The organism is Enterobacter cloacae complex sp. 6730903, assembly GCF_048283985.1.
GTDB lineage: Bacteria > Pseudomonadota > Gammaproteobacteria > Enterobacterales > Enterobacteriaceae > Enterobacter > Enterobacter hormaechei_C.
The window spans coordinates 24500-47871 of record NZ_JBLVXX010000008.1 but is presented as its reverse complement, the minus strand read 5'-3'; the positions used below and the strand labels follow the sequence as shown (position 1 = coordinate 47871).

The 23372-nt window shown below is 56.8% G+C and carries 24 protein-coding genes and 2 pseudogenes; 13 read left to right on the top strand and 13 right to left on the bottom strand.

What is annotated here, in order from left to right:
* Both ACNQ0W_RS06015 and ACNQ0W_RS06010 read right to left on the bottom strand, forming a co-directional pair.
* Window positions 1-855: a helix-turn-helix domain-containing protein gene (locus tag ACNQ0W_RS06015; protein ID WP_026094381.1), complete on the bottom strand. Its 855-nt coding sequence runs from the start codon at window positions 853-855 to the stop codon at window positions 1-3.
* A gap of 1 nt (window position 856) precedes the next feature.
* Window positions 857-1477 carry a flavin reductase family protein gene (locus ACNQ0W_RS06010; protein WP_062932213.1) on the bottom strand — a complete coding sequence of 207 codons (621 nt, stop codon included), beginning with the start codon at window positions 1475-1477 and terminating at the stop codon, window positions 857-859.
* Between the two features lie 262 nt (window positions 1478-1739).
* Here ACNQ0W_RS06010 and rnk point away from each other — a divergent pair, with 262 nt between their 5' ends.
* A complete protein-coding gene (rnk, locus tag ACNQ0W_RS06005; RefSeq protein ID WP_006809650.1) occupies window positions 1740-2150 on the top strand; it encodes a nucleoside diphosphate kinase regulator in 411 nt (136 codons plus the stop codon).
* A 137-nt stretch (window positions 2151-2287) separates the two neighbouring features.
* Window positions 2288-2377, top strand: coding sequence for a small membrane protein YldA (gene yldA, locus ACNQ0W_RS06000; protein WP_015571155.1), 90 nt, complete (start codon window positions 2288-2290; stop codon window positions 2375-2377).
* 10 nt (window positions 2378-2387) lie between these two features.
* Here yldA and ACNQ0W_RS05995 read toward each other — a convergent pair whose 3' ends face one another.
* Complete coding sequence (locus tag ACNQ0W_RS05995; protein ID WP_015571156.1) at window positions 2388-3626, bottom strand: zinc-dependent alcohol dehydrogenase; 1239 nt, start codon at window positions 3624-3626, stop codon at window positions 2388-2390.
* Window positions 3627-3807: 181 nt separating this feature from the next.
* Between ACNQ0W_RS05995 and uspG the strand changes: the two genes are divergently transcribed.
* Window positions 3808-4236: a universal stress protein UspG gene (uspG, locus tag ACNQ0W_RS05990; RefSeq protein WP_006809652.1), complete on the top strand. Its 429-nt coding sequence runs from the start codon at window positions 3808-3810 to the stop codon at window positions 4234-4236.
* Window positions 4237-4295: 59 nt separating this feature from the next.
* Here the strand turns inward: uspG and ahpF are convergent, their stop codons facing one another.
* Window positions 4296-5861: an alkyl hydroperoxide reductase subunit F gene (ahpF, locus tag ACNQ0W_RS05985; RefSeq protein ID WP_022650587.1), complete on the bottom strand. Its 1566-nt coding sequence runs from the start codon at window positions 5859-5861 to the stop codon at window positions 4296-4298.
* Window positions 5862-6103: 242 nt separating this feature from the next.
* Complete coding sequence (gene ahpC / locus ACNQ0W_RS05980; RefSeq protein WP_014882974.1) at window positions 6104-6667, bottom strand: alkyl hydroperoxide reductase subunit C; 564 nt, start codon at window positions 6665-6667, stop codon at window positions 6104-6106.
* A 627-nt stretch (window positions 6668-7294) separates the two neighbouring features.
* Here ahpC and citR point away from each other — a divergent pair.
* The 3 genes and pseudogenes from citR (at window position 7295) to ACNQ0W_RS05965 (ending at window position 10202) form a co-directional block, all read left to right on the top strand.
* A complete protein-coding gene (citR, locus tag ACNQ0W_RS05975) occupies window positions 7295-8200 on the top strand; it encodes a DNA-binding transcriptional repressor CitR (RefSeq protein WP_062932214.1) in 906 nt (301 codons plus the stop codon).
* 166 nt (window positions 8201-8366) lie between these two features.
* Window positions 8367-9591 (top strand): annotated as a pseudogene (locus ACNQ0W_RS05970) (phosphoadenosine phosphosulfate reductase).
* Window positions 9576-10202, top strand: a complete 627-nt coding sequence (locus ACNQ0W_RS05965; RefSeq protein ID WP_047052954.1) for an IbrB-like domain-containing protein — start codon at window positions 9576-9578, stop codon at window positions 10200-10202. The pseudogene ACNQ0W_RS05970 and the gene ACNQ0W_RS05965 overlap by 16 nt, the downstream one beginning before the upstream one ends.
* On the opposite strand, the gene ACNQ0W_RS05960 is transcribed toward ACNQ0W_RS05965, so the two are convergent.
* Window positions 10203-11363, bottom strand: coding sequence for a pyridoxal phosphate-dependent aminotransferase (locus ACNQ0W_RS05960; protein ID WP_116329817.1), 1161 nt, complete (start codon window positions 11361-11363; stop codon window positions 10203-10205).
* A 122-nt stretch (window positions 11364-11485) separates the two neighbouring features.
* Here ACNQ0W_RS05960 and ACNQ0W_RS05955 point away from each other — a divergent pair, with 122 nt between their 5' ends.
* From ACNQ0W_RS05955 to ACNQ0W_RS05945, 3 genes are read left to right on the top strand one after another with little or no spacing between them, the layout of a single operon-like run.
* Entirely contained in the window at window positions 11486-12100 is a 615-nt protein-coding gene (locus ACNQ0W_RS05955; RefSeq protein WP_022650583.1) for a methylthioribulose 1-phosphate dehydratase, read from the top strand.
* A complete protein-coding gene (gene mtnC, locus ACNQ0W_RS05950) occupies window positions 12097-12786 on the top strand; it encodes an acireductone synthase (RefSeq protein ID WP_047052951.1) in 690 nt (229 codons plus the stop codon). Before ACNQ0W_RS05955 ends, mtnC begins: the two co-directional genes overlap by 4 nt.
* Window positions 12783-13325: a 1,2-dihydroxy-3-keto-5-methylthiopentene dioxygenase gene (locus tag ACNQ0W_RS05945; RefSeq protein WP_023315605.1), complete on the top strand. Its 543-nt coding sequence runs from the start codon at window positions 12783-12785 to the stop codon at window positions 13323-13325. The genes mtnC and ACNQ0W_RS05945 overlap by 4 nt, the downstream gene beginning before the upstream one ends.
* 66 nt (window positions 13326-13391) lie before the next feature.
* On the opposite strand, the pseudogene ACNQ0W_RS05940 reads toward ACNQ0W_RS05945, so the two are convergent.
* Both ACNQ0W_RS05940 and mtnA read right to left on the bottom strand, forming a co-directional pair.
* Window positions 13392-13514, bottom strand: a pseudogene (locus ACNQ0W_RS05940) (polyketide cyclase); the annotation flags it as partial.
* 102 nt (window positions 13515-13616) lie between these two features.
* The gene (mtnA, locus tag ACNQ0W_RS05935; RefSeq protein WP_047052949.1) at window positions 13617-14633 is read right to left on the bottom strand and encodes an S-methyl-5-thioribose-1-phosphate isomerase; all 1017 of its coding nucleotides are present in this window, start codon (window positions 14631-14633) and stop codon (window positions 13617-13619) included.
* 102 nt (window positions 14634-14735) lie between these two features.
* Here mtnA and mtnK point away from each other — a divergent pair, with 102 nt between their 5' ends.
* A complete protein-coding gene (gene mtnK / locus ACNQ0W_RS05930) occupies window positions 14736-15935 on the top strand; it encodes an S-methyl-5-thioribose kinase (RefSeq protein ID WP_062932216.1) in 1200 nt (399 codons plus the stop codon).
* Between the two features lie 52 nt (window positions 15936-15987).
* Here mtnK and ACNQ0W_RS05925 read toward each other — a convergent pair whose 3' ends face one another.
* The 4 genes from ACNQ0W_RS05925 to ACNQ0W_RS05910 form a co-directional block, all read right to left on the bottom strand.
* Window positions 15988-17229 (bottom strand): LVIVD repeat-containing protein, encoded by a 1242-nt coding sequence (locus tag ACNQ0W_RS05925; RefSeq protein ID WP_062932217.1) that lies wholly within the window; start codon window positions 17227-17229, stop codon window positions 15988-15990.
* Between the two features lie 83 nt (window positions 17230-17312).
* Entirely contained in the window at window positions 17313-18377 is a 1065-nt protein-coding gene (locus ACNQ0W_RS05920) for a sugar ABC transporter substrate-binding protein (protein WP_062932218.1), read from the bottom strand.
* 19 nt (window positions 18378-18396) lie between these two features.
* Entirely contained in the window at window positions 18397-19392 is a 996-nt protein-coding gene (locus tag ACNQ0W_RS05915; RefSeq protein WP_062932219.1) for an ABC transporter permease, read from the bottom strand.
* Complete coding sequence (locus ACNQ0W_RS05910) at window positions 19389-20891, bottom strand: sugar ABC transporter ATP-binding protein (RefSeq protein WP_062932220.1); 1503 nt, start codon at window positions 20889-20891, stop codon at window positions 19389-19391. Before ACNQ0W_RS05910 ends, ACNQ0W_RS05915 begins: the two co-directional genes overlap by 4 nt.
* A 159-nt stretch (window positions 20892-21050) precedes the next feature.
* Here ACNQ0W_RS05910 and ACNQ0W_RS05905 point away from each other — a divergent pair, with 159 nt between their 5' ends.
* From ACNQ0W_RS05905 to ACNQ0W_RS05895, 3 genes are all read left to right on the top strand, one after another.
* Window positions 21051-22139, top strand: a complete 1089-nt coding sequence (locus ACNQ0W_RS05905) for an oxidoreductase (RefSeq protein WP_062932221.1) — start codon at window positions 21051-21053, stop codon at window positions 22137-22139.
* Between the two features lie 356 nt (window positions 22140-22495).
* Complete coding sequence (locus ACNQ0W_RS05900; RefSeq protein WP_045142683.1) at window positions 22496-22801, top strand: type II toxin-antitoxin system RelE family toxin; 306 nt, start codon at window positions 22496-22498, stop codon at window positions 22799-22801.
* On the top strand, window positions 22773-23177 hold the full coding sequence (locus ACNQ0W_RS05895; protein ID WP_032670385.1) for a helix-turn-helix domain-containing protein: 405 nt from the start codon (window positions 22773-22775) through the stop codon (window positions 23175-23177). The genes ACNQ0W_RS05900 and ACNQ0W_RS05895 overlap by 29 nt, the downstream gene beginning before the upstream one ends.
* Here ACNQ0W_RS05895 and ACNQ0W_RS05890 read toward each other — a convergent pair.
* Complete coding sequence (locus tag ACNQ0W_RS05890) at window positions 23174-23371, bottom strand: YbdD/YjiX family protein (RefSeq protein WP_006809671.1); 198 nt, start codon at window positions 23369-23371, stop codon at window positions 23174-23176. The genes ACNQ0W_RS05895 and ACNQ0W_RS05890 overlap by 4 nt on opposite strands.
* Window position 23372: the final 1 nt, after the last annotated feature.

Here is a 23372-nt window from a genome sequence, read left to right as displayed (position 1 = left end):
TCACTGAAAGCGTGCGCGATACTCCCCCGGCGTCAGGCCAAACTGGCGCCGGAACAGACGGCTAAAATAGTCGCTATCGGCATAGCCGCAGCGCTTCGCCACTTCCCCCACCGGCAGGTGGTATTTTTGCAGGATGGTTCTCGCCTTCGCCATACGCACCCAACGAACGTAATCCACAAAACTCATCGTCCCCTGCTGGGAGAACAGGCGTGACAGATGGTTAGCCGAAATATTAAAAAGCGCGGCGACGCTGTCCCGCGACAGGGATTCAGCATAGTTTTCCTGCACCCAGTTACAAATGCTCTGATAGAGAAAATCCCCGCGCGACAGTCCCGGTTCAGGCAGCGACGACACCACTTTCCGGCACCAGTGCAGCAGGCTCAGCACCAGCGGTTGAATAATGGCCTGATCCTGCGGGGAAGCGCTCAGGTGCGTCAGGGCCATCAGCATCGCAGCACATTCGCCTCGTTCAGGATGAGGAAGCTCAACGTGTCGCTGCGCAGGCACGGATCGCCCGTGACGGGTATCATGAAACACCAGCCCCAGCCACGACGGCGCAAAAAGAATGCTCAGCAGCATGACCGGTCGTTCAAACACCGGGACGCTGGCGGCCTGGGCGGGAAGAAACAGCATTTCCCCCTGGCAGAGGGTCTGCTGCCCGGTAACCAGTCTGTTGCCATATTCCCCGCGAAGAACGACATCAAGCCGTGGCCAGTCGCGGCTCACGCTTCCGACAGCGTCAGACGCGCCACGTTGAGCAAACCAGACTCGCCCCAGCTGCTGTGGGTTGAGCACCAGGCCGCTCAACAGATCGGCAAAAAACTGCTGATCGGCGGGCAACAGGGTTGCGCGCATATCACCCCCTGCGCGCATCCGGGCGTACCAGATCGAAGCGATGGCTGTCACTGATGGCGTAGTAGGCTGTAGGTCCACCCGCACGCAGAATGGGCTGCGCTTTCGCGGTCTGGTAAATCCCCTCTTCCAGCAAACTCTCGGCGATATGGACGCCCACGACTTCGCCGAGCACCAGCCAGGTATCAATCGGTGTCCCATCCGCGCCGGTAAGCTGAATGCACTGTGACAATCGACACTCGAAATTAACCGGGCTTTCCGCCACGCGCGGCGAGCTCACAAGCTGGCTGGCTACGGGCGTCAGGCCGGCAAAGGTAAATTCATCCTCGCCATGAGGGAGCGTGGCGGAGGTTTCATTCATCGCCTCGGCCAGATCGCGCGTTGCGAGGTTCCAGACAAACTCCCCCGTTTCGGTAACATTCCGCACGCTATCCTTCCAGCCGTTGCTTGAAAAACCAATGATCGGTGGGCGATAGTTAAAGCAGTTAAAGAAGCTGTACGGGGCAAGGTTCAGTTGACCGGCCTTATCACAGGATGAGATCCAGCCAATCGGACGCGGACCGATAATGGCGTTCAGCGGGTCGTGCGGCAGGCCGTGCCCCTGAGACGGTTGGTAAAAGTACATATCGCTCTCTCTACGCTGGGGCTGCAACGTGCATTGCCCGGGTTCAGTCTTTCCAGCGTAACGAAATTTCCGTTCAGCGTGAATCGGGATGCCGGGTTTATTGCCAAAAATTCATATGGCGCATGATTGTGACCTTCATCACTTCAAACTTACGGTTTCAGACAGTATCATCAGATAAGTTAAACCCTCGCTGCCAGACGGCGAGGGTTTTCTTTTGGATTGGTTTCTGCGTTACACGCAGCATTAACGACATGGAGTAAAAATGTCCAGACCTACGATTATCATCAATGAACTCGACGCAGAACGTATTGACCGACTGTTGGAGAAACCAGAATTCGCCTCGCTGCCGGTAGCCGATGCGCTGAACGAAGAGCTCGACCGGGCGCAGATGTGTACGCCTGAGACCATGCCGCATGATGTGGTCACCATGAACAGCCAGGTGAAGTTCCGCAACCTGACCACCGGCGAGGAGCTCACCCGTACGCTGGTCTATCCGGCGCAGATGACCGACAGCAGCACGCAACTGTCGGTGCTGGCACCCGTGGGCGCAGCGCTGCTTGGACTGCGCACGGGCGATACCATCCACTGGGAACTCCCGGGCGGCGCCTCAGCTCACCTGGAAGTGCTTGAGCTGCTCTACCAGCCCGAAGCCGCTGGCGATTACCTGCGTTAATCCCTTCTGAACAAGCGACCCCGCTTTGCACAGAGGATGCACTCGCATCCTCTTTCCGCAAATTCACCCTATTGTGCTATACCGGACAAAAACCGCTTAATCCACGCTTACTCTGTTGTGGTGCCGTGGGGACGGTCATGGGTGAGATACTTGTTATCACACTGGTTTTTCTCATCATCCTGGCGATCCTCGTCGTGGCGGTGCTGTACCTTGAGCGCCACTGGTGAGTGAGGAACTTCACACAACGCCGCCGGGGAAGGCATTCACCAGTCCCTTCACTTTCTGCTGCGCTGCCTCCGGGGTGTCTGCGCCAGGCACCAGGATCACCTTGCGGCACTCCTCCTCCCGTTTTTCGAAGATCTTATAGGCGCGCTCCGCATCAGCCAGCGGTAGATAATGGGTCACAATATCTTCCGGTGTAAGCAGCCCTTTTTCGATGAGCGGCAGCAGCTCTCCCAGCCAGGCATGGACGTGGGTCTGGCCCATCTTAAAGCTCAGCCCTTTATCGAAGGCATCGCCAAACAGGAAGCCGTGAATAAAACCGGCGTACACGCCCGGCACGCTGACCACGCCGCCGCGCCGCACCGCAGCAATGCACTGGCGCAGGGCTTTGCCGCTGCTGCCTTCAATTTTCAGGTTACTGAGGATCGTTTCCGTGGTGCTGCCTTTGGCCTCAAACCCGACGGCATCAATCACCGCATCCACCCCGCGCTGTCCGGCTGTTTGCTCAATGATTTTCTCCGCTGCGTCGTTATCGTCATCAAAGTTAATCGGGATCGCGCCGTAGCGCTCCTGGGCAAACCGCAGTCGATAGGGATGATGGTCAACCACGAAAATCTGCTCTGCGCCAAGAAGCCGCGCGCAGGCAATGGTCAGTAACCCCACCGGCCCGGCACCGAATACGGCGACGCTGGAGCCTTTCTGGATCTGCGCATTTTTCGCCGCCTGCCAGGCGGTAGGCAGAATATCTGACAGGAAAAGCGCTTTGTCGTCAGACAGCAGTTGAGGCACTTTAAACGGCCCCACGTTGCCTTTCGGGACGCGCACATACTCCGCCTGTCCGCCCGGCACGCCGCCGTAAAGATGGCTGTAGCCAAACAGCGCGGCAGGGGCGGGAATTTGCTTTTTGTTCAGCGCCGCGCCCTGTCCACGGTTCGTGTTTTCACAGGCCGCGTACTGTTGCATCTGGCAAAAGAAGCAGTCACCGCAGGCAATCACAAACGGGATCACCACCCGATCACCTTTCTGCACGTTTTTCACTTCGCTCCCGCACTCCACCACCTCGCCCATAAATTCATGACCAAAGATATCGCCGTGCTGGACCTTGGGAATTTTTCCGCGATAAAGATGCAAATCAGAACCACAGATCGCCGTGGCGGTTACGCGCAGGATGATATCGTCAGGCTGTTCGATACCCGGATCGGGGACATTATCGACCCGAACATGATGTGGACCGTGATAGGTGAGAGCTTTCATGCAACCTCCGAAAGGGTGTGGGTAAGCTTATAAAAGGGTAGCTACCTCTCGGGATCTGCCCCGGAATCCGGCTGTTTTGAGATTTATCCTGGCGAGATAAAAAAGTGCTGTCGGGATTACAGAAACCATTTATATTTTGTGGTTGAATGATTTCAGCGTTTATTAACAAGGAGAAACGGTTATGTATCAAACAATCATTATGCCGGTTGATGTTTTCGAAATGGAACTGAGTGATAAGGCTGTACGTCACGCGGAATTTCTCGCGCAGCAGGACGGAGTTATTCATCTTCTGCATGTTTTACCGGGCTCTGCCAGCCTGAGCCTGCATCGTTTCGCTGCTGATGTGCGTCGTTTTGAAGAGCATTTACAGCATGAAGCCGAGACACGCCTGCAAACCATGGTCGGGCACTTCAGCATCGATCCTTCCCGCATCAAAACCCACGTCCGGTTCGGTAGCGTGCGCGACGCCGTTAATGAGCTTGCCGGGGAATTAAATGCCGACGTGGTAGTGATTGGTTCACGTAACCCTTCCATCACCACTCACCTGCTGGGGTCGAACGCCTCCAGCGTGATCCGCCACACCCACATTCCGGTGATGGTCGTGAGATAAAAAAAGATGCCACCTTTTGGTGGCCTCTGGCATTGCAGGTGTCGTCTTGCTTTCTTTTATTATGCAGTTTTGGTGCGAATCAGATAATCAAACGAGCTCAGCGACGCTTTCGCACCTTCACCGGTGGCGATGATGATCTGTTTGTACGGCACGGTGGTGCAGTCGCCCGCCGCAAATACGCCCTTCACGCTGGTTTCGCATTTCGCATCAATGATGATCTCGCCCATGCGGTTGCGCTCAATCGCACCTTCCAGCCAGGTGGTGTTTGGCAGCAGGCCAATCTGAACAAAGATCCCTGCCAGCGCTACGCTGTGGATATCGCCGCTCACGCGGTCACGGTATTCCAGACCGGTCACTTTGCTGCCGTCGCCTTTCACTTCTGTCGTCTGGGCATTGAGCACAATGTCGACGTTATTCAGGCTACGTACTTTATCCTGCAACACCTGGTCCGCTTTCATCTCCGGGGCGAACTCCAGCAGGGTAACGTGTTCAACAATCCCCGCCAGATCGATAGCCGCTTCCACGCCGGAGTTACCGCCGCCGATCACCGCGACGCGTTTACCTTTGAACAGCGGGCCGTCACAGTGCGGGCAATAGGTCACGCCTTTGGTGCGATACTGATCTTCGCCCGGGACGTTCATGTTGCGCCATTTCGCGCCGGTGGCAATGATCACGCTGCGCGCCTTCAGCACCGCGCCGGAGGCCGTTTCAATCTGGTGCAAACCACCCTCGACCGCGGCCGGAACCAGTTTGCTGGCGCTCTGGCTGTCAATGACATCCACGTCGTAGTCGCTGACGTGCGCCTTCAGCGCCCCGGCCAGTTTCTGACCTTCGGTTTTCGGCACGGAAATGTAGTTTTCAATGTCTACGGTATCCAGAACCTGACCACCGAAACGCTCGCCCATCAGACCGGTACGGATCCCTTTACGTGCGGAGTAGACCGCCGCTGCCGCACCCGCCGGGCCGGAGCCAACAATCAGTACGTCGTACGCATCGCGTTGGTTCAACTCTTCCGCCGCGCGTTTTTCTGCGCCGGTATCTACTTTGGCGACGATTTCGGTCAGCGTCATACGCCCCTGGCCGAACTCCTGACCATTCAGGTAAACCGCCGGAACGCCCATCACGTTGCGCTCGGTGATTTCGTTCTGGAACGTACCGCCGTCAATCGCCGTGTGCTTAATGCGCGGGTTGAGGACTGACATCAGGTTCAGCGCCTGCACCACGTCCGGACAGTTGTGGCAGGAGAGTGAGTAATAGGTTTCAAACTCAAAATCACCGTCGATATCGCGGATCTGCTCCAGCAGCGCCTGCGCTTCTTTTGACGGATGACCACCGGTCCACAGCAGCGCCAGCACCAGGGACGTAAATTCGTGCCCCAGCGGAGAACCCGCGAAACGTGGCCCCTGGTCAGACCCTGGGTTGGCGATCAGGAAAGAAGGCTTACGGACTGCCAAGGTGTTGTCTTCTTTGAAGGTCACTTTCGGCGACAGCTCAGCAATCTCTGTCAGCAGTGCTTTGATTTCTGCCGATTTCGCGCTGTCGTCCAGCGTGGCAATCAGCTCAACAGGTTTGGTCAGTTTCTCAAGGTAGGCCTTGAGCTGGGTTTTCATGTTAGTGTCGAGCATTATTCTTCCCTCTCTTAAAACGTCATCATGCAAGCCGCCTTATACGGGCTGCCTGAATGCAACTTGCATCATGGTGCTGGAATGAAATGGGCGCGGGGAGCGCCCATGACTGAAACAATTTCCAAAGTATTTCGCGTCAGAGCAAGGCGGCTAGCCTGAGAATCCCCGGGAGCTTACTAAAGTAAGTGACCGGGGTGAGCAGGCGACGCCAACGCAGCTATGGCGTGAAAGACGACGGAAATTTAGATCTTGCCGACCAGGTCCAGAGATGGAGCCAGCGTCGCTTCGCCTTCTTTCCATTTCGCCGGGCACACTTCGCCTGGGTGAGAAGCAACGTACTGAGCCGCTTTCACTTTGCGCAGCAGGTCAGATGCATCACGGCCGATACCTTCAGCGGTAACTTCGATAGCCTGGATAATGCCCTGCGGGTCAACAACGAAGGTCGCGCGGTCTGCCAGGCCTTCATCTTCACGCATGTTGTCGAAGTTACGGGTCAGGGCGCCAGTCGGGTCGCCGATCATCGCGTATTTGATTTTCGCGATAGTTTCAGAGCTGCTGTGCCACGCTTTGTGGGTGAAGTGGGTATCGGTAGAAACAGAGTAAACGTCTACGCCCAGCTTTTGCAGTTCTTCGTAGTGGTCTGCCACGTCGCCCAGTTCGGTCGGGCAAACGAAGGTGAAGTCAGCCGGATAGAAGAAGAACACGCTCCAGCGGCCTTCGGTATCTTTCTCGGTCACTTCAATGAACTCACCGTTTTTGAACGCCTGGTTTTTGAAAGGTTTAATTTTGGTGTTAATCAAGGACATCTGTACTTCCTCCGTGTTTTCGTTGAGATGTAAGGTAACCAACTTTGTTCATCGGGGCTAATGCGTATGCTTTATCAAATCAATCAGCCAAACCTTACAATAGCAACAAGACAGCAAGGTGAACCTTTTACAGGAAAGCCTGAAAGTAAAAAGGCCGCCTCAACGGGCGGCCCTGATACCTGAATTCCCCGCAGGTACATTCAGTGCCAGCCGAAGCTGGCGTTGCGTTGCGCTCTACATACCTTGTATCAAGGCCGTAACAGCGCTTTGATTACAACACTGGAACAGAGGAAGGGCAATGCGCCCTGACGGCATTCCTGCCTATGGTTGTGATAGGTTTTATCGAACAATGAATGAATATTAATGCGAACAAATCCGCTCGGTTTATATATCTCTATCGAGATATAGATGTCAATTGTATTTTCCGGTCTCTGTCACACTGCTAAAGATAAAATTATCTTCACTTCCTTTGAAGAACCATTTCAATAATCCGACACCGTGATATATTAAGGTTGCTTTAAAAACCAATTAAGTAAGTTAGTCACACGGATTGTAAATGGCTAGCTTCAATCTATAGTTATCAGTGATGTGGTAACTTCAGCAGACACGGCAGCATCAGGACGAATCATGGCAAATCTCTACGACCTTAAAAAATTTGACCTTAATCTCTTGGTCATATTTGAATGCATTTATCAGCATCTCAGCATAAGTAAAGCGGCAGAGACGCTGTATATTACGCCGTCCGCCGTAAGCCAGTCGCTGCAACGCCTGCGCGGGCAGCTTAACGACCCTCTGTTCATTCGTTCAGGTAAAGGCATTACGCCCACTACCGTGGGGGTTAATCTGCATCATCATCTGGAACAGAACCTCAACCAGCTGGAACAGACTATTAACATGATGCATACCAGCGGGCTGAAGAAAAGTTTCGTGATCTACTGTCCGCAAGTTATGACGCCAAAAATCATGCTTGGCCCGATGTTGCTTTTAATGGAAAAGCATAATTATCATATTGAACTGCATGATGTTTTTCTCGCACCAGACTCAGCGGAAGACCTGCTGGCCTATCGAAAGGCAGATCTTGTCTTTTCATTCTCTCCTTTAAACAGTCGTTCTACGGCCTGTAGCCTGTTTTATGAGATGCCTTTTGTGCTCGTTTGCCATCAGGATCATCCGCGACTCGGCCTTAACGCGACGACTGAAGAAATCCTGCGTGAAAATTTCACGGCCTATTTAAGCGATGAAGCCAGCGTGAAAAGTTATCAGGAAAGTGCAGAAATAGTGCTTCCTGAAAGAAATATTGTGTTCCGCAGTGATTCTTTTATATCACTGCTGTCGATGATCAGCTTCAGCGATATTATTGGTCTAATCCCAATACCAGCGTTTGAACAATACGGCAAGGCTCTCAACCTGCGGATAATCGAGACCGATATAAATTTGCCAACTGTTAAACTCTACGCAATGTATAATCGCTCCGCATTGAATAGCCCGGTATTCTCCAGCTTTATTCAAGAATTATCACAGTTGCAACAGTAATGAATTCTGGCCGTTTTCTGTGCGGCCAGAACACTTCCCTAAATATTCATCAAAATGATAATTTAAAACAATCATACAATTTATTTCCCTTTATTTCCCCAGCCTGTTGTATCCTTCCGCATATTGACTCCGTCTCAGGTAATTATTACTCAGGAAGAGAATGATCATGTCAATCTATAAAATACCGTTGACCCAAAATGTCCTCAACGCCACCGAGGAGCGAATAGCGTGGACGCTTGAGAATATATCCCGGGTTTGCGTCTCCTTTTCAGGCGGTAAAGATTCTACCGTCATGCTGCATCTCGCGGCGCTGCGCGCCAGGCAGATGAAAAGAAAAATTGACGTGCTGTTTATAGACTGGGAAGCGCAGTTCACCTATACCATTGCCCATATCGAGCATATGCGCTCACTCTACAGCGATGTGATAGATCACTTCTGGTGGGTGGCCCTTCCCCTCACCACGCAAAATTCGTTGTCGCAGTTTCAACCAGAGTGGCAATGCTGGGAACCCGACACGCCGTGGGTGCGACAGCCCCCTGACGACGCCATTACCGATCCCGCTTTTTTTTCCTTTCTACCAGCCGGGAATGACCTTCGAAACCTTCGTTCGCAGCTTCTCTGACTGGTTTTCCCTCAATCGTCCGGCAGCCATGATGATAGGCATTCGCGCCGATGAATCCTACAACCGCTTTCTGGCTATCGCGTCGGCACGCAAGCAGCGCTTTTCTGACGATAAACCCTGGACGACCGTCGCACCGGGCGGGCATACCTGGTATATCTACCCTTTGTACGACTGGAAAACCGCCGACATCTGGACGTGGTTCGCGAAATCAAAATGTTGCTATAACCCGTTATACGACCTGATGTACAAGGCGGGGGTGCCGCCGCGTTATATGCGCATCTGCGAACCGTTTGGCCCGGAACAGCGTCAGGGCTTGTGGCTCTATCATGTCATTGAACCCGAACGCTGGGCGGCGATGTGTGAACGCGCCTGCGGGGTGCGCAGCGGCGGTATTTATGCCGGGCACGATAACCATTTTTATGGACACAGGAAGATCCTGAAACCCGATCATCTTGGCTGGCGCGAATACGCCATGCTGTTACTCGACAGCATGCCGCAAAATACGGCGGAACATTACCGCAATAAAATCGCGGTTTATCTCCACTGGTATCAAAAGCGAGGCATGGACGATATTCCCGATACGCAGGAGGGTGACATTGGTGCAAAAGATATCCCTTCCTGGCGACGCATTTGTAAGGTTTTACTCAACAATGACTATTGGTGCCGGGCACTTTCGTTTAGCCCAAATAAGCCTAAACACTATCAGCGCTACAGCGACAGAGTGAAAGCAAAACGCAAGGAATGGGGGATTTTATGCAACAACGAATAATCACCGAAATGGAAACGTACCTTCAGGCACTTTCTGAAGAAGAGCAAATAGCCGCCATTAATGCGTTTCGTCAGGCATTACATGAAATCAGCCCTTTTCGCGATCAGCCCGTCGATTGCGTATTGTGGATAAAAAAGACAAACATCACCGCTAACGATTACAACCCAAATAACGTCGCGCCGCCGGAAAAGCGGCTGCTCAGCAAGTCACTGGAGCTGGATGGATTCACACAGCCTATCGTTGTGACGGAAAATGCGCCACAGCACTACGAAATTGTCGATGGTTTTCATCGTCATGATATCGGCAGTAACCGGGCGACCCTGAAGCGCCAGCTTAAGGGTTACCTTCCTGTCACCTGCCTGCGTAAAGCGCGGCAGGAAAAGTTCGACCGCATGGCTGCGACCATTCGCCACAACCGCGCGCGCGGACGCCACCAGATCAACGCCATGTCAGAAATCGTGCGCGAGCTGGTGCTTATGGGCTGGAGTGAGCAGAAAATTGGTCAGGAATTGGGTATGGACAGCGATGAAGTGCTGCGTCTGAAGCAGATCAACGGTCTGCTCGAACTCTTCGCAGACCGTCGTTTTTCTGAAGCCTGGACGGTGAAATAGTCAGAGCGCGTTTAACCGCGCAGCCGCTGCCAGCAGCGTCGATTCCTGCTTCGCAAAGCAAAGCCGGATCAGCTTATGCGGGAAGGGATCGGCGCAGAACACCGACAGCGGGATGGCCGCCACACCCACCTCTTTCGTCAGCCACTGGCAGAAACTCACGTCGTCCAGATCGGAAATCGCGCTGTAGTCGGCCAGCAGGAAATAGGTCCCTTCACAGGGTAAAATCTCCAGCCGACTCTGGCTCAACGCAGCCACAAACCGATCCCGACGCGCACGGTAAAAATCCGGTAGCTCACGGTAGTGTCCGGGTTCGCTGCGCAACATGTCCGCCAGCGCCAGCTGAGCGGGTGTGTTCACCGCAAACGTCAGATACTGGTGCACTTTACGCAGCTCAGCGCTGATGGCGGCGGGCGCCACGCAGTACCCGACCTTCCAGCCGGTCATATGGTAGGTTTTGCCAAATGACGATACCGCGATTGCACGCTCACGAAGCTGCGGATGCGCCAGCACGCTGGCATGCCCCTCTTCGGCGAAGCAGATATGCTCATACACCTCGTCGCTCAGAACATAGATTTCACGTTCGGCGATGGCCTGCCACAGGGCGGCAAAATCGCTCTTCAGCCACACCGTCGCCGATGGGTTGTGCGGCGTATTCAGGATCACCAGCCGGGTTTTATCGCTCAGCAGCGCGGCAAACGCCTGCCAGTCCGGACGAAAATGCGGCGGCTGGAGCGCCACGCGTTTCACCACGCCGCCGGCTAGTTCAATCGCCGGGGCGTAGCTATCGTAGCTTGGGTCAAAACAAATCACCTCATCGCCGGTACGCACCAGGGCGGTTATCGCCGCATACAGCGCTTCGGTCGCCCCTGCGGTTACCGTGATATCGCTGTTCGCGTCAGGCTTATGGCCGTATAACTCCGCCGTTTTATCCGCAATGGCCTCACGCAACGCCTGCACGCCGGTCATCGGCGCGTACTGGTTGGCTCCCTGCGCCACGTGGTACGCCAGACGCTCCTGCAAATATTTCGGCCCGTCAAAATCCGGGAAACCTTGTGAGAGGTTAATGGCGTTGTGCTGCTGCGCCAGGGCGCTCATCTGCGTAAAAATCGTCGTGCCGAGATTCGGAAGTTTACTCTGCGGGATCAACGGGTTATTGCTCATTGTAGTGTGCCTGCCTGTAATACTTATGTTGCTGACACTATAACACGATGTTAGTCTTTGGCAATCAAGACGCTTAGACGTCTAAACGATATAAATATTCCTGACCGAGAGGGTAAAAGGAAATGACAGACAACCTGCAACTCACACACCTGGTCGAGGCCTGCCGCTGGATTGGCGCTAAAGGCTGGGCGCCCGCTACCGGCGGCAATATGTCCGTGCGTCAGGATGAACACCTGTGCTGGCTGAGCGAATCCGGAAAAGACAAAGGCAGCCTGACCACCGCCGATTTCCTACAGGTTGAAATCGCCACCAACCGTGCGCCGTCTGGCCGTAAACCGTCGGCAGAGACCGGGCTGCATACCCTCATCTATCGCCTGTTCCCCGAGGCTAACGCCGTCCTGCACGTTCACACCGTCAATGCCACGGTACTGTCGCGTCTGGTCAACGAGGCCGAGCTGAAGATCACCGGTTTTGAGATGCAAAAATCCCTTACCGGGCAGACCACGCACCGGGATACGGTGGCCATCCCGGTGTTTGATAACGACCAGGACATCGACGCCCTCGCCTCACGCATCGCCCATTACGCGCAGGAACGCCCGCTTAATTATGGTTTTCTTCTGCGCGGCCATGGCTTAACCTGCTGGGGACGCGACGTGGCCGAAGCCCGCCGTCATCTGGAAGGTTTAGAATTCTTATTTGAATGCGAAATGCGTTTACGACAATGGGAGAGAGTATGATTCGCGCGATTGTGACGGATATTGAAGGGACCACCAGCGATATCCGTTTTGTCCATGATGTTTTGTTCCCCTACGCGCGTGAGCGGCTGGCGGCCTTTGTGACCGCGCAGCAGTACGCCGAGCCGGTCAAATCGATTCTGGACAACCTGCGCGATGAAATCAGCGCTCCGCATGCCAGCGTCAGCGATCTCATCAACGTGCTGTTTACCTTTATGGATGAAGACCGCAAATCAACGGCGCTCAAAGCCCTGCAAGGCATCATCTGGCAGGACGGTTACGTCAACGGTGACTTTACCGGACATCTCTATCCTGACGTACTGCCCGCGCTGGAAAAATGGAAGGCGCAAGGGATTGATCTTTATGTTTATTCCTCTGGCTCCGTCGCCGCGCAGAAACTGTTATTTGGCTACAGCGACGAAGGTGATATTACTCATCTGTTCAGCGGCTATTTTGATACCCACATTGGCGCCAAGCGCGAGGTGCAGTCTTATCAAAATATTGCGACGCAAACGGGCATCGCCCCGTCGCAGATCCTGTTCCTGTCGGATATTCATCAGGAGCTGGACGCGGCTGAACAGGCGGGTTTTCGCACCCTGCAACTGATTCGCGGTGAAGATGACGGCGCAAGCCATCATCATCAGATCCACCAGTTTGACGAGATTAATCCGGAGCAGATCCCTTCATGAGCGCATTGACCATTTATTCCGATAAAGACGCCAGTCAGCACCAGTGGCACAGCACCGACGCCGCCGAGATTGCTCAACAGCTGAACGCCAAAGGCGTGCGTTTTGAACGCTGGGCGGCGGATCGCGATTTAGGGCACGATCCCGCGCCTGAAGCCGTGATCGCGGCGTATCAGCATGCGATCGACAAGCTGGTGGCAGAGAAAGGTTACCAGAGCTGGGATGTGATCAGCCTGCGCGCCGACAATCCGCAGAAAGAGGCGCTGCGCGCGAAGTTCCTGAACGAACACACCCACGGCGAAGACGAAGTGCGCTTTTTCGTGGAAGGAGCGGGATTATTCTGCCTGCACATTGGCGATGAGGTGTACCAGGTGCTGTGCGAGAAAAACGACCTGATTTCCGTACCCGCGGGCACGCCGCACTGGTTTGACATGGGATCAGAGCCGAACTTTACGGCGATCCGTATTTTCGATAACCCGGAGGGTTGGGTGGCGCAGTTTACCGGGGATGCGATTGCGGATGCGTATCCACGCCTGGCCTAGTCTGAACAGGCACGGTTAGCCCCCTCTCCCTGTGGGAGAGGGTTGGGGTGAGGGCACCCGTGCGCACTACGCGTTAAGCCCCTTAACATACCCCACCAGCTGATCCAGCACAACACCCCACCCTTCATGGAAGCCCATCTGCTCATGCTGCTCGCGGATCTCCTTCGTCGGGTGACGCGCAATCGCCGAGGTCGCGCGGTGCATCCACCACGCGCTCCAGTTTTAAGTCTGTGTCAGGATCGAGCGTCACGATGTTGTCCTCTCAGGGCCCCGCTTAAAGGATAGCCGGACTCAGGCAAATTTCCCTTCCGCCACCTCGTCCGGTGTGACCACGCCTGTATCCAGCACCCAGCCACTAATCAGCGAGGCAGGCGTGACGTCAAACGCCGGGTTATAAACCTGCGCCTCTTGCGGCGCCCACTGCACCGCGCCAAAGCTTCCCGCGACGCCCGTCACTTCGCTGGCGGCGCGCTGCTCAATCGGGATCGCATCCCCGTTCGGGCAGTCCGGGTCGAGAGTCGTTTGCGGGGCGGCGACGTAGAACGGAATACCGTGGAACTTCGCCAGCACCGCCAGGGAATAGGTGCCGATCTTGTTCGCCACGTCGCCGTTGGCGGCAATGCGGTCTGCACCCACCCACACGGCATCCACCTGCCCTTTTGCCATCAGGCTGGCGGCCATGGAGTCGGTAATCAGCTGATACGGTACGCCCAGCTCGCCGAGTTCCCATGCGGTCAGCCTGCCGCCCTGCAATAGCGGACGTGTTTCATCCACCCAGACGTTGCTGACCTTGCCTTCCTGATGCGCGCGGGCAATCACCCCCAGCGCGGTACCCACGCCCGCCGTCGCCAGCCCGCCGGTGTTGCAGTGGGTCAGCAGACGGCTGCCGGGCTTCACCAGCGCGCTGCCCGCACTGGCAATGGCGTCACAGAGCCGTTTGTCTTCGTCAATCAGCCGCAGCGCTTCAGCCACCAACGCCGGAACGAACGCTTCCTGCCACAGCGCCAGCTTCATGCGGTCGAGATTGTTCATCAGGTTCACCGCCGTAGGGCGGGAGGCGCGCAGGGTCTCCAGCGCCACCGCCAGCTCATCGCGGCTTTTGCCGCTTTCCGCTAACAGCGCCAGCAGCAGGCTTGCAGAGAGACCAATCAGCGGCGCGCCGCGCACCCGCAGCGCGTGGATGTGCCCGACCAGCGCCTCGACCGTCGAGGCATCCAGCCAGCGTTTCTCCTGCGGAAGCGCCTGCTGGTCGAGAATAAAGAGCTGATTATCCGCCACCCGCAGGCTGGTCGTCTGTAATGTCTGCATGTCGTTAATTCCCTGTTGCGTTGTTGTAGCACATTGTGTCAGGATGAAATCCAGATGTATAGACGTCTACATGTCTTAATTAGCAAAACTGAGGAGCAGGCCATGTCGCAATACCGTACCTTTACCGCTCAGGATGCCGTGGAGTATGCCAGGCAGTTTGGCGGACTTGACGATCCTTCATCGCTGGTAGAGGCGCAGGAAATCGGCGACGGCAACCTCAACCTGGTCTTTAAAATTTTCGACGGCGCGGGCGTGAGCCGCATCGTCGTTAAGCAGGCGCTGCCCTATGTACGCTGCGTCGGCGAATCCTGGCCGCTGACGCTGGACCGCGCCCGTCTTGAAGCGCAAACCCTGGTCGAGCATTACCAGCACAGCCCGCAGCACACGGTGAAAATCCACCACTTTGATCCGGAACTGGCGGTGATGGTGATGGAAGATCTCTCCAGCCATCGCATCTGGCGCGGCGAGCTGATCAAAAATAATTATTACCCCCAGGCAGCGCATCAGCTGGGGGAATATCTGGCTCACACCCTGTTCCACACCAGCGACTTTTATCTGCATCCGCACGAGAAAAAAGCGCAGGTGGCAAAATTCATCAACCCGGAGATGTGCGAGATCACCGAAGATCTGTTCTTCAACGATCCGTACCAGATCCACGCGCGCAACAGCTACCCGGCCGAGCTGGAAAATGACGTCGCCGCCCTGCGCGACGACGCCCAGCTTAAAATCGCCGTGGCCTCCCTCAAGCACCGCTTTTTCTCGCACGCCGAAGCCCTGCTGCACGGGGACATCCACAGCGGCTCGATTTTTGTGGCCGACGGCAGCCTGAAGGCCATCGACGCTGAGTTCGGCTATTTCGGCCCAATCGGTTTTGACGTCGGCACCGCCATCGGCAACCTGCTGCTGAACTTCTGCGGCCTGCCGGGTCATCTCGGCATTCGCGATGCCGCCGCCGCGCGCGAGCAGCGCCTGACCGATATTCAGGAGCTGTGGAACAACTTCGCGGAACGCTTCCAGGCGCTGGCGAACGAGAAAGCCCGCGACGCCGCACTCAGCGCGCCGGGCTATGCCTCCGCGTTTCTGAAAAAGGTCTGGCATGACGCCATCGGATTCTGTGGCACCGAGCTGATTCGCCGCAGCGTCGGGCTTTCCCACGTGGCGGATATCGACACCATCCAGGACGAGGCGATGCGCCACGAGTGCCTGCGCCATGCGATAACGCTCGGTAAAGCGCTGATTGTGATTGCCGACCGTATCGACAGCGCAGAAGAGCTGGTGGCAAGGGTGCGGCAGTACAGCTGATTTTCTCCCTCTCCCTGTGGGAGAGGGCCGGGGTGAGGGCATCAAACCGCACTCACCCCAAATACTCAATCACCGACAACCCACCGTTATAATCCGTGCTGTAAATAATCCCCTGCGCATCCACAAACACGTCGCACGACTGGATCACCTGCGGACGATTCGGCCGCGTATCCATCATCTTCGCAGGCGCGGCAGGCACCAGCGCCCCCGTTTCCACCGGGCGATACGGATTGGAAATGTCATACGCGCGCACGCCTGCGTTCTGGTACGTCGCGAAGATCAGCGTTGAGCTGATAAAGCTCCCCGGCCGGTTCTCGTGCAGGTTGTGCGGGCCGAAATGCGCCCCTTTCGCCACGTAGTCGGTTTCATCCGGCTGCGGGAAGGTAGAGATACTTACCGGGTTCGACGGCTCGCGGATATCAAACAGCCAGATCAGCTTCTCGCCGTCCTGCTGGTTATCCAGCACCGCTTCATCCAGCACCACCAGCAGATCGCGGTCCGGCAGCGGCAGCGCGGTGTGCGTCCCACCGCCAAACGGCGGGCTCCAGTTACGGTGGCTAATGAGCTTAGGCCGGGTGCGATCCTTCACGTCTAGGAGCGTCAGGCCGCCGTCGCGCCAGCTGCCGTACGCCGTATCGCCGGCAATAATCGCATGGTGCAGCGCGTAACGTTTCCCTTCCGGCCAGTCCGGCTGTTCGCCTTCGGCCTGGTTCATCCCGGGCAGCCACCAGCGCCCCGCCACTTCAGGCTTGCGCGGGTCGGCCAGGTCGATAGTCAGAAAAATGTAGTCGGTAAAGCCGTCGATCAGCGCCGACACGTACGCCCAGCGGCCACCGACGTACCAGATGCGGTGAATGCCGATGCCGCTCAGCGACAGAAAGCCGATTTCGCGCGGCCTGTCCGGCTTGGAGATATCAAAGACGCGAAGCCCGGCGCTCCAGCCTTTATCCTGCACGTCGCTGACGGTCTCCCCCACCTGGCGGGTGTAGTAGATCTTCTCATCGGCAAAACGCGCATCGGCAAACAGATCCCGGGCGTTGATGACCAGCAGCAAATCGTCGTGCGCCTGGAGATGTACGTTCCAGGTCCCCGGCGGCGCGGGCACGTAACCTGCGGCTTTTGGATTTTTCGGATCGCGCACATCAACGATGGAAAAGCCCTGCGACACCATATGGCCGATCCAGGCGAAACCACGGTGCACCATCAGCTGTACACCATCCGGACGACCGCCCTGGTCGCTATGGCCAATTAGCCGCATATTGCGGCTGTATTCGGGTTGAGGTAATGCAGACATGTGTAAGTCCTTTCGCCGGATGGCGGCTGCGCCTTATCCGGCCTACAACACCGTAGGCCCGGTAAGCGAAGCGCTACCGGGCATTATTTTGACCTGGCTTCCAGCGTCGCAAACCACGGCGCGATAAAATCTTCCGTCTGGCCCCAGCCCGGAATGATTTTCCCCAGCGACGCCACGTTCACCGCGCCCGGCTGGGCGGTCAGCAGCGCCTGCGGAATAGCCGCCGCCTTGAAATCGTAGGTGGCAGGCGTCGCTTCTCCGGCAATCTTATTGGCGATCAGGCGTACGTTGGTCGCGCCAATCAGCTTCGGATCTACCGCCACGCTCACCTTCCACGGGCTACCCGGCTCACGCATCAGCTGTAAATCCTGGTTGGAGATGTCGATGCTGTAGAGCTTGATCTCGGTGCGGCCGTTCTCTTTCAGCGCCTTATACGCGCCCTGGCTGAAGGCATCCCAGGTCCCCCAGATGGCGTCGATTTTACCTTTCGGGTATTTCGCCAGGATCGCCCCCACCTTGTTGGCGGTGTCGCCCTGCACGTCAGAGGAGACCGCGCCGATGGACTCCAGCTCTTTAATCTCCGGATACTGCTTTTGCAGTTCTTTATACGCCGCCTGACGGCGCTCCATCGGCGGGAAACCCGCGACCCACAGCTTGACGATATTGGCCCTGCCGTTGAAATCTTTCGCCAGTTGACCAAAAGAGAGGTTGGTCAGGGAGGCATCGTCCTGCTGGGTAACGGTTACGCCCGGGATCTCGCCGTTCACGGCGGTATCAAACACCGAAACTTTGATCCCGGCATCCACCGCCTTTTTTACCAGCGCGGTGGAGTACGGATCGCGCCCCTGAGAGAGAATAATCCCGTCGTATTTCTGGCTGATGGCCTGGTTAACGAAGTCCTGGAATCTGGCGTCGTCCCCGTTACTTAAAAACGTGCTGACCTTAAAGCCGAGCTTTTTCCCTTCCTGAATCGCCCCGGCAACAAACTGCGTGGTGTTGTCGTCCGAGCCCAGGTTGCGGATCACCGCGATGCGAATGGGGCCGTCATGGTTCGCAATGGCAGCCGGAACCGGCGCGGGGGTAGCCGCCAGGCCCGGCAGAGCAGTGAGTAACCCAAGAGCCACCAAAGAGAGTGCAATCTTTTTCATTCATTATCCCGTTGTGTTGTCAGCGTTTTTGTATGTAAGTAATCGCCAGCGCCACCGCGAGCACCAGCCCTTTTATAATGTCCATGGCGTAATACGGCACGGAGAGCATCACCAGCCCGTTGGAGAGCACGCCGAGGATCACCGCCCCCACCAGCGTGCCCAGCGCGTTCGGCTTGCCGGACCCGGCCAGCGAGAAGCCAATCCATGCCGCCGCCACCGCATCCATCAGGTAGCCGCCGCCCGCATTCACCTGCGACGACCCAATGCGCGAGGCCAGCAGAATGCCGCCCAGCCCCGCCAGCAGCGAGGCAATTACGTAGGCCGCCACCTTGTAGCGCGTGGTGCGAATGCCGGAGAGTCGCGCGGCTTCCGGGTTGCCGCCAATGGCGTACATCCGGCGTCCGTGGGTGGTCAGCGACAGGCCCAGTTGCGCAAGAATCGTCACCACCAGCATGACGATCACAATGGTCGGCACCTGCCCGAGCAGGCTGAACGCCGCCGGAATGGTCCCTTCCGCCATGTCGCCGCTCGGCAGCACCATGTTCTCGGTAATCGACCCGCCGTAGCTGTAGGTCATCGCCACGCCCTGGATGACAAACAGGCTGGCAAGGGTCGCGAGCATGTCCGGAATGCGCAGAATGACGATCAGAAAGGCGTTAAACAGGCCGACCAGCGTGCAGAGCGCAAGGGTGATCAGAATCGACTCGGTGGTGCCGAAGCCGTGCCAGACGAAAAGCGAAATCACCAGCGCGTTCGCCAGCGACGCGGTTGACCCCACCGAGAGATCGAACCCGCCGACGGTCAGGGAGATCGACACGCCAACGGCAATCACCGTCACGATGGCGATCGCGCGCAGAATGTTGATGATGTTGTTCGGATCGAGGAAGCTGTCCGACGCCAGGCCAAAGACGGCCACCAGCGCGACGACGGTCAGCAGCATGCCCCACTTATAAAGAAAATCGAAAATCTGCTGACGGCCAGACGCCGCCGAGTTCACTGAAAGGGCCTTGCTCACGACGCCGTTCCTCCGGTTGAATAATAAAGTAGTGTCTCTTCCCGGGCTTCGGCCCCGGCGATTTCCGCCACGATGCGTCCGTCCCACAGCACGCAGATGCGGTCGCACAGCCCGACCAGCTCGGCGAACTCGCCCGAGGCGTATATGACACCTTTGCCCTCGCGCGCCAGGCCGTCGATCAGCTGAAACAGATCGGTTTTGGCCTTCACGTCCACGCCTTTAGTCGGCTCGTCGAATATCAGCACGCTGGCGTCATTGCGCAGCCATTTCCCGATGGCGACCTTCTGCTGGTTACCGCCGGAAAGCCGACGCAGCACCTGCCCCGGCCCGCGCGTGCGCACGCCGACGCGGGCAATCACCTCTTCTGCCCAGCGCCACGCCTGACGATGACCAAACAGGCTCCAGCGCGAGAAGCTGTTATCGGCGCACACGGCAAGGTTCATGCTCACCGGCTCGTCGATAAAAATGCCCTCTTTGCGCCGCTCCTCCGGCACCAGCGCCAGACCGCGCAGCACCGAGTCTGCCGGGTCGCGCGGTTTCCAGGCCTGATGGTTCAGCTCGCCGCTCGCGACGCGGCTTTTGCTGGCGCCAAACAGCGCCTTGCAGAGTTCCGTTTTCCCCGCTCCCGCCAGCCCGGCAATGCCGAGGATTTCGCCTTTGCGCAGGTGCAGGGAGATATCTTTCAGCAGCGCGTCGTCGTGCAGCCCTTCCACCCGCAGCAGCGTCTCTTCACCGTGCGGCGGACGCGGGGGCGGATAGATATCGCTCAGCTCGTGGCCGAGCATCTTCTCGACGATCTCCTCTCCGCTCAGATCCGCCATCGGGCCGGACTCAATCAGCCTGCCGTCGCGCAGCACCGTCAGGGTGTCGCAGATGGCCTTCAGCTCGTGAATGCGGTGAGAGATAAACACCACGCCGATGCCCTGCTGTTGCAGACGTCTTACTACCGCAAACAGACGCTCGCTCTCGTGCGCGTCCAGCGGCGCGGTGGGTTCATCAAGAATCAAAAAACGGCAGTGGTGCGACAGCGCCCGCGCCAGCAAAATCTGCTGCTTTTCGGCCAGCGTGCAGCTGTCGATGGAGCGGCGTACGTCGAGCGAAACATCCAGCTGCGCCAGCGCCTGCCGCGCCTGCTGACGAACCGCGCGCCAGCTGTAGCGGTGCCCCGGATGCGCCAGCTGGTCGAGCATGATGTTTTCGGCAATGCTTAACCCGGGGATGAGCGCCACATCCACCTCCTGCTGCACAAGGTGGATACCCAGTCGTTTAGCGTCCAGCGGCTCGCGGATACTTACCGGCTGGTTGTTAATGCAGATTTCGCCTTCATAACGATCGTGCGTCCCGCACAGCACCGCCATCAGCGTCGATTTCCCCGCGCCGTTGGCGCCGGTCAGCGCATGCACCGACCCGCCGTTCAGGGTGAAATCCACGCGCGACAGGGCCTGAAAGCCGGAAAAGGCCAGACTGATACCGCGCATCTCAAGGCGACTGGAAACCATCCGCGTAAATCCTTCATTACTCTTCTGATTTAGCGAATTTTTCACAGCTCCTGTTGACTGACAACGACGGAAAAGGCATAAGATAAAGCGAAATATTATTAGCCATCCGGATGTCCAGACATAACATCGGGTTAGCGCTTGCTAAAAAAGGACAACTTCATGAGCAACACCGATATCCGCGTCGTGCCTGGCCCGGCGAACTACTACTCTCATCCGGGAAGCCTTGCGCACCTGGATGATTTCTTTACTCCGGAACAGCTTTCCCGCGCAGTGTGGATCTACGGCGAGCGGGCAATCGAGGGCGCACGCCCTTATCTGCCGCAGAGTTTTAACGCGACGGGGGCAAAACATCTGTTGTTTAAGGGCCATTGCAGCGAGCGTGACGTCACTCATCTGGTGAACGAATCGGGAAGTGAAGCCAGCGTGGTGATTGGCGTGGGCGGCGGCGCGGTAATGGATACCGTCAAGGCCGTGGCGCGTCGTCTGGGCGTGCCGTTCGTGGGCATTCCCACTATCGCCGCCACCTGCGCGGCGTGGACGCCCCTCTCCGTGTGGTACAACGATGCCGGTCAGGCGCTACAGTTTGAGATTTTTGACGACGCCAACTTTCTGGTGCTGGTGGAGCCGCAGATCATCCTTAACACCCCGGCGGAATACCTGCTGGCGGGCATCGGCGATACGCTGGCGAAGTGGTACGAAGCGGCGGTGCTCGCCCCTCAACCTGAGAGTCTGCCGCTGACCGTGCGTCTTGGCCTGAACGGTGCGCTGGCGATCCGCGACGTGCTGCTGGAACGCAGTGAAGAGGCGCTTGCGGATCAGCAGCGCGGCGAACAGACGCAGGCGTTCCGGGAAGTGGTGGACGCGATTATTGCCGGAGGCGGAATGGTCGGCGGTCTGGGTGAGCGCTACACCCGCGTGGCGGCAGCGCACGCGGTGCACAACGGCTTAACCGTGCTGCCGCAGACGGAAAAATACCTGCACGGCACCAAGGTGGCCTACGGCATTCTGGTGCAGAGCGCCCTGCTCGGTCAGGACGACGTGCTGGCGCAGCTGGTGGCGGCGTACCAGCGCTTCAATCTGCCGACCACGCTTCGCGAGCTGGACGTCGATATTCACAACCGCGACGAGCTGGATAAGGTCATTGCCCACACCCTGCGCCCGGTGGAGTCGATTCACTATCTGCCGGTGACGTTAACGCCTGAGGTTCTGCGCACCGCGTTTGAGAAGGTGGAATCCTTCAGCCGTTAATCGCGCCGACGGACTATACCTAATGATGATTCTCTCCACTCTCGTAACGAGGTCATCATGCAGATCGATTTAACAGGTAAAAAGGCGCTGGTTACCGGCGCCAGTCGTGGGCTGGGGCCGCGGGTCAAATTTCCGGCACCGGTCTGGATGTCGACGGCGGTCTGAACGCCTGATCGCAAGTTTACTGTATGCCTCTGTCGCCCGGCAGAGGCCTGTTCGAGCCGCCTCGACGATTCGCGGTTTGCCGCTTTCTCGCGGTTTTTCTCCGCTCTACAGTAGCCCATAAGAAATTCGGAATTTATCTAATAGTCTTATTATTTCCTTATATTTTGTGTGGGCGTACAGTGGAGGTACGGATGAAGATTGTCTGGTCCAATGGTGCAAAAAAGGCATTTTCCAGAATTGACGAGCGGTATCAGCGTCGCATTGAGGTAAAGCTTACTGAGCTGGATGACCGCTCGGCTCCCCGGCCCGATATCAAAAAAATATCGGCGACCGAAGATCATTTCCGGCTTCGCGTAGGCGATTACCGCATCGTCTATACGCTTCGGGACAATCCTGATAACCATTGTTATGTTTTGGCCGTCAAGCGCAGAACTTCAACGACTTACCTGCATGAGGAGAGTGCCACCTATGGCTGTTCAGCTAATCAAGGACGATAACGGGAAAACGCAGTACGCCGTTATTCCCTATCACGAATATTTTCGTATGCTCTTACAGATGTCAGAAATTGACGACGAAACCGACGACGATCTGGAGGATATTGAAGTCGAACACGATAGTCTGGATGACGTGGAATTGCCCGGAGAAGTATGCAGCATCATGACCTGGCAAAACGTCAGCCTACAGGCCGCCTGGCGCATTTTACGCGGCATGTCCCAGCAGGAGGTGGCGGAGAAGCTTGGCATCAGCCAGTCCGCCGTGTCACAGCTTGAAGCGCTGGACTCCCGACCGCAAAAGCGCACCCGCGAAAAGCTGGCGGCAATTTACGGCTGTAAACAGGAGCAGATCAGCCTCTATTTACCAAAAGAGGGTTAACAGCACTTCGCCCCGCCCTTGCCGCCGTAGCGGGCGTCCTGGCGGTCGCGGAAAAATTCTTCGTAGGTCATGGGCGTCTGGTCCGGGTGGTTGACGCGCATATGCTCGACGTAGTTGTCGTAATCCGGCACGCCAATCATCATTTTAGCGGCCTGGCCCAGGTATTTACCTGCTTTGGAAAGGGTGTCGAACATA

Bases quoted from the DNA above. Each gene is read 5' to 3' on its own strand.
- ACNQ0W_RS06015 (WP_026094381.1), bottom strand. From the start codon at position 855: ATGCGCGCAACCCTGTTGCCCGCCGATCAGCAGTTTTTTGCCGATCTG.
- ACNQ0W_RS06010 (WP_062932213.1), bottom strand. From the start codon at position 1,477: ATGTACTTTTACCAACCGTCTCAGGGGCACGGCCTGCCGCACGACCCG.
- rnk (WP_006809650.1), top strand. From the start codon at position 1,740: ATGTCCAGACCTACGATTATCATCAATGAACTCGACGCAGAACGTATT.
- yldA (WP_015571155.1), top strand. From the start codon at position 2,288: ATGGGTGAGATACTTGTTATCACACTGGTTTTTCTCATCATCCTGGCG.
- ACNQ0W_RS05995 (WP_015571156.1), bottom strand. From the start codon at position 3,626: ATGAAAGCTCTCACCTATCACGGTCCACATCATGTTCGGGTCGATAAT.
- uspG (WP_006809652.1), top strand. From the start codon at position 3,808: ATGTATCAAACAATCATTATGCCGGTTGATGTTTTCGAAATGGAACTG.
- ahpF (WP_022650587.1), bottom strand. From the start codon at position 5,861: ATGCTCGACACTAACATGAAAACCCAGCTCAAGGCCTACCTTGAGAAA.
- ahpC (WP_014882974.1), bottom strand. From the start codon at position 6,667: ATGTCCTTGATTAACACCAAAATTAAACCTTTCAAAAACCAGGCGTTC.
- citR (WP_062932214.1), top strand. From the start codon at position 7,295: ATGGCAAATCTCTACGACCTTAAAAAATTTGACCTTAATCTCTTGGTC.
- ACNQ0W_RS05965 (WP_047052954.1), top strand. From the start codon at position 9,576: ATGCAACAACGAATAATCACCGAAATGGAAACGTACCTTCAGGCACTT.
- ACNQ0W_RS05960 (WP_116329817.1), bottom strand. From the start codon at position 11,363: ATGAGCAATAACCCGTTGATCCCGCAGAGTAAACTTCCGAATCTCGGC.
- ACNQ0W_RS05955 (WP_022650583.1), top strand. From the start codon at position 11,486: ATGACAGACAACCTGCAACTCACACACCTGGTCGAGGCCTGCCGCTGG.
- mtnC (WP_047052951.1), top strand. From the start codon at position 12,097: ATGATTCGCGCGATTGTGACGGATATTGAAGGGACCACCAGCGATATC.
- ACNQ0W_RS05945 (WP_023315605.1), top strand. From the start codon at position 12,783: ATGAGCGCATTGACCATTTATTCCGATAAAGACGCCAGTCAGCACCAG.
- mtnA (WP_047052949.1), bottom strand. From the start codon at position 14,633: ATGCAGACATTACAGACGACCAGCCTGCGGGTGGCGGATAATCAGCTC.
- mtnK (WP_062932216.1), top strand. From the start codon at position 14,736: ATGTCGCAATACCGTACCTTTACCGCTCAGGATGCCGTGGAGTATGCC.
- ACNQ0W_RS05925 (WP_062932217.1), bottom strand. From the start codon at position 17,229: ATGTCTGCATTACCTCAACCCGAATACAGCCGCAATATGCGGCTAATT.
- ACNQ0W_RS05920 (WP_062932218.1), bottom strand. From the start codon at position 18,377: ATGAAAAAGATTGCACTCTCTTTGGTGGCTCTTGGGTTACTCACTGCT.
- ACNQ0W_RS05910 (WP_062932220.1), bottom strand. From the start codon at position 20,891: ATGGTTTCCAGTCGCCTTGAGATGCGCGGTATCAGTCTGGCCTTTTCC.
- ACNQ0W_RS05905 (WP_062932221.1), top strand. From the start codon at position 21,051: ATGAGCAACACCGATATCCGCGTCGTGCCTGGCCCGGCGAACTACTAC.
- ACNQ0W_RS05900 (WP_045142683.1), top strand. From the start codon at position 22,496: ATGAAGATTGTCTGGTCCAATGGTGCAAAAAAGGCATTTTCCAGAATT.
- ACNQ0W_RS05895 (WP_032670385.1), top strand. From the start codon at position 22,773: ATGGCTGTTCAGCTAATCAAGGACGATAACGGGAAAACGCAGTACGCC.
- ACNQ0W_RS05890 (WP_006809671.1), bottom strand. From the start codon at position 23,371: ATGTTCGACACCCTTTCCAAAGCAGGTAAATACCTGGGCCAGGCCGCT.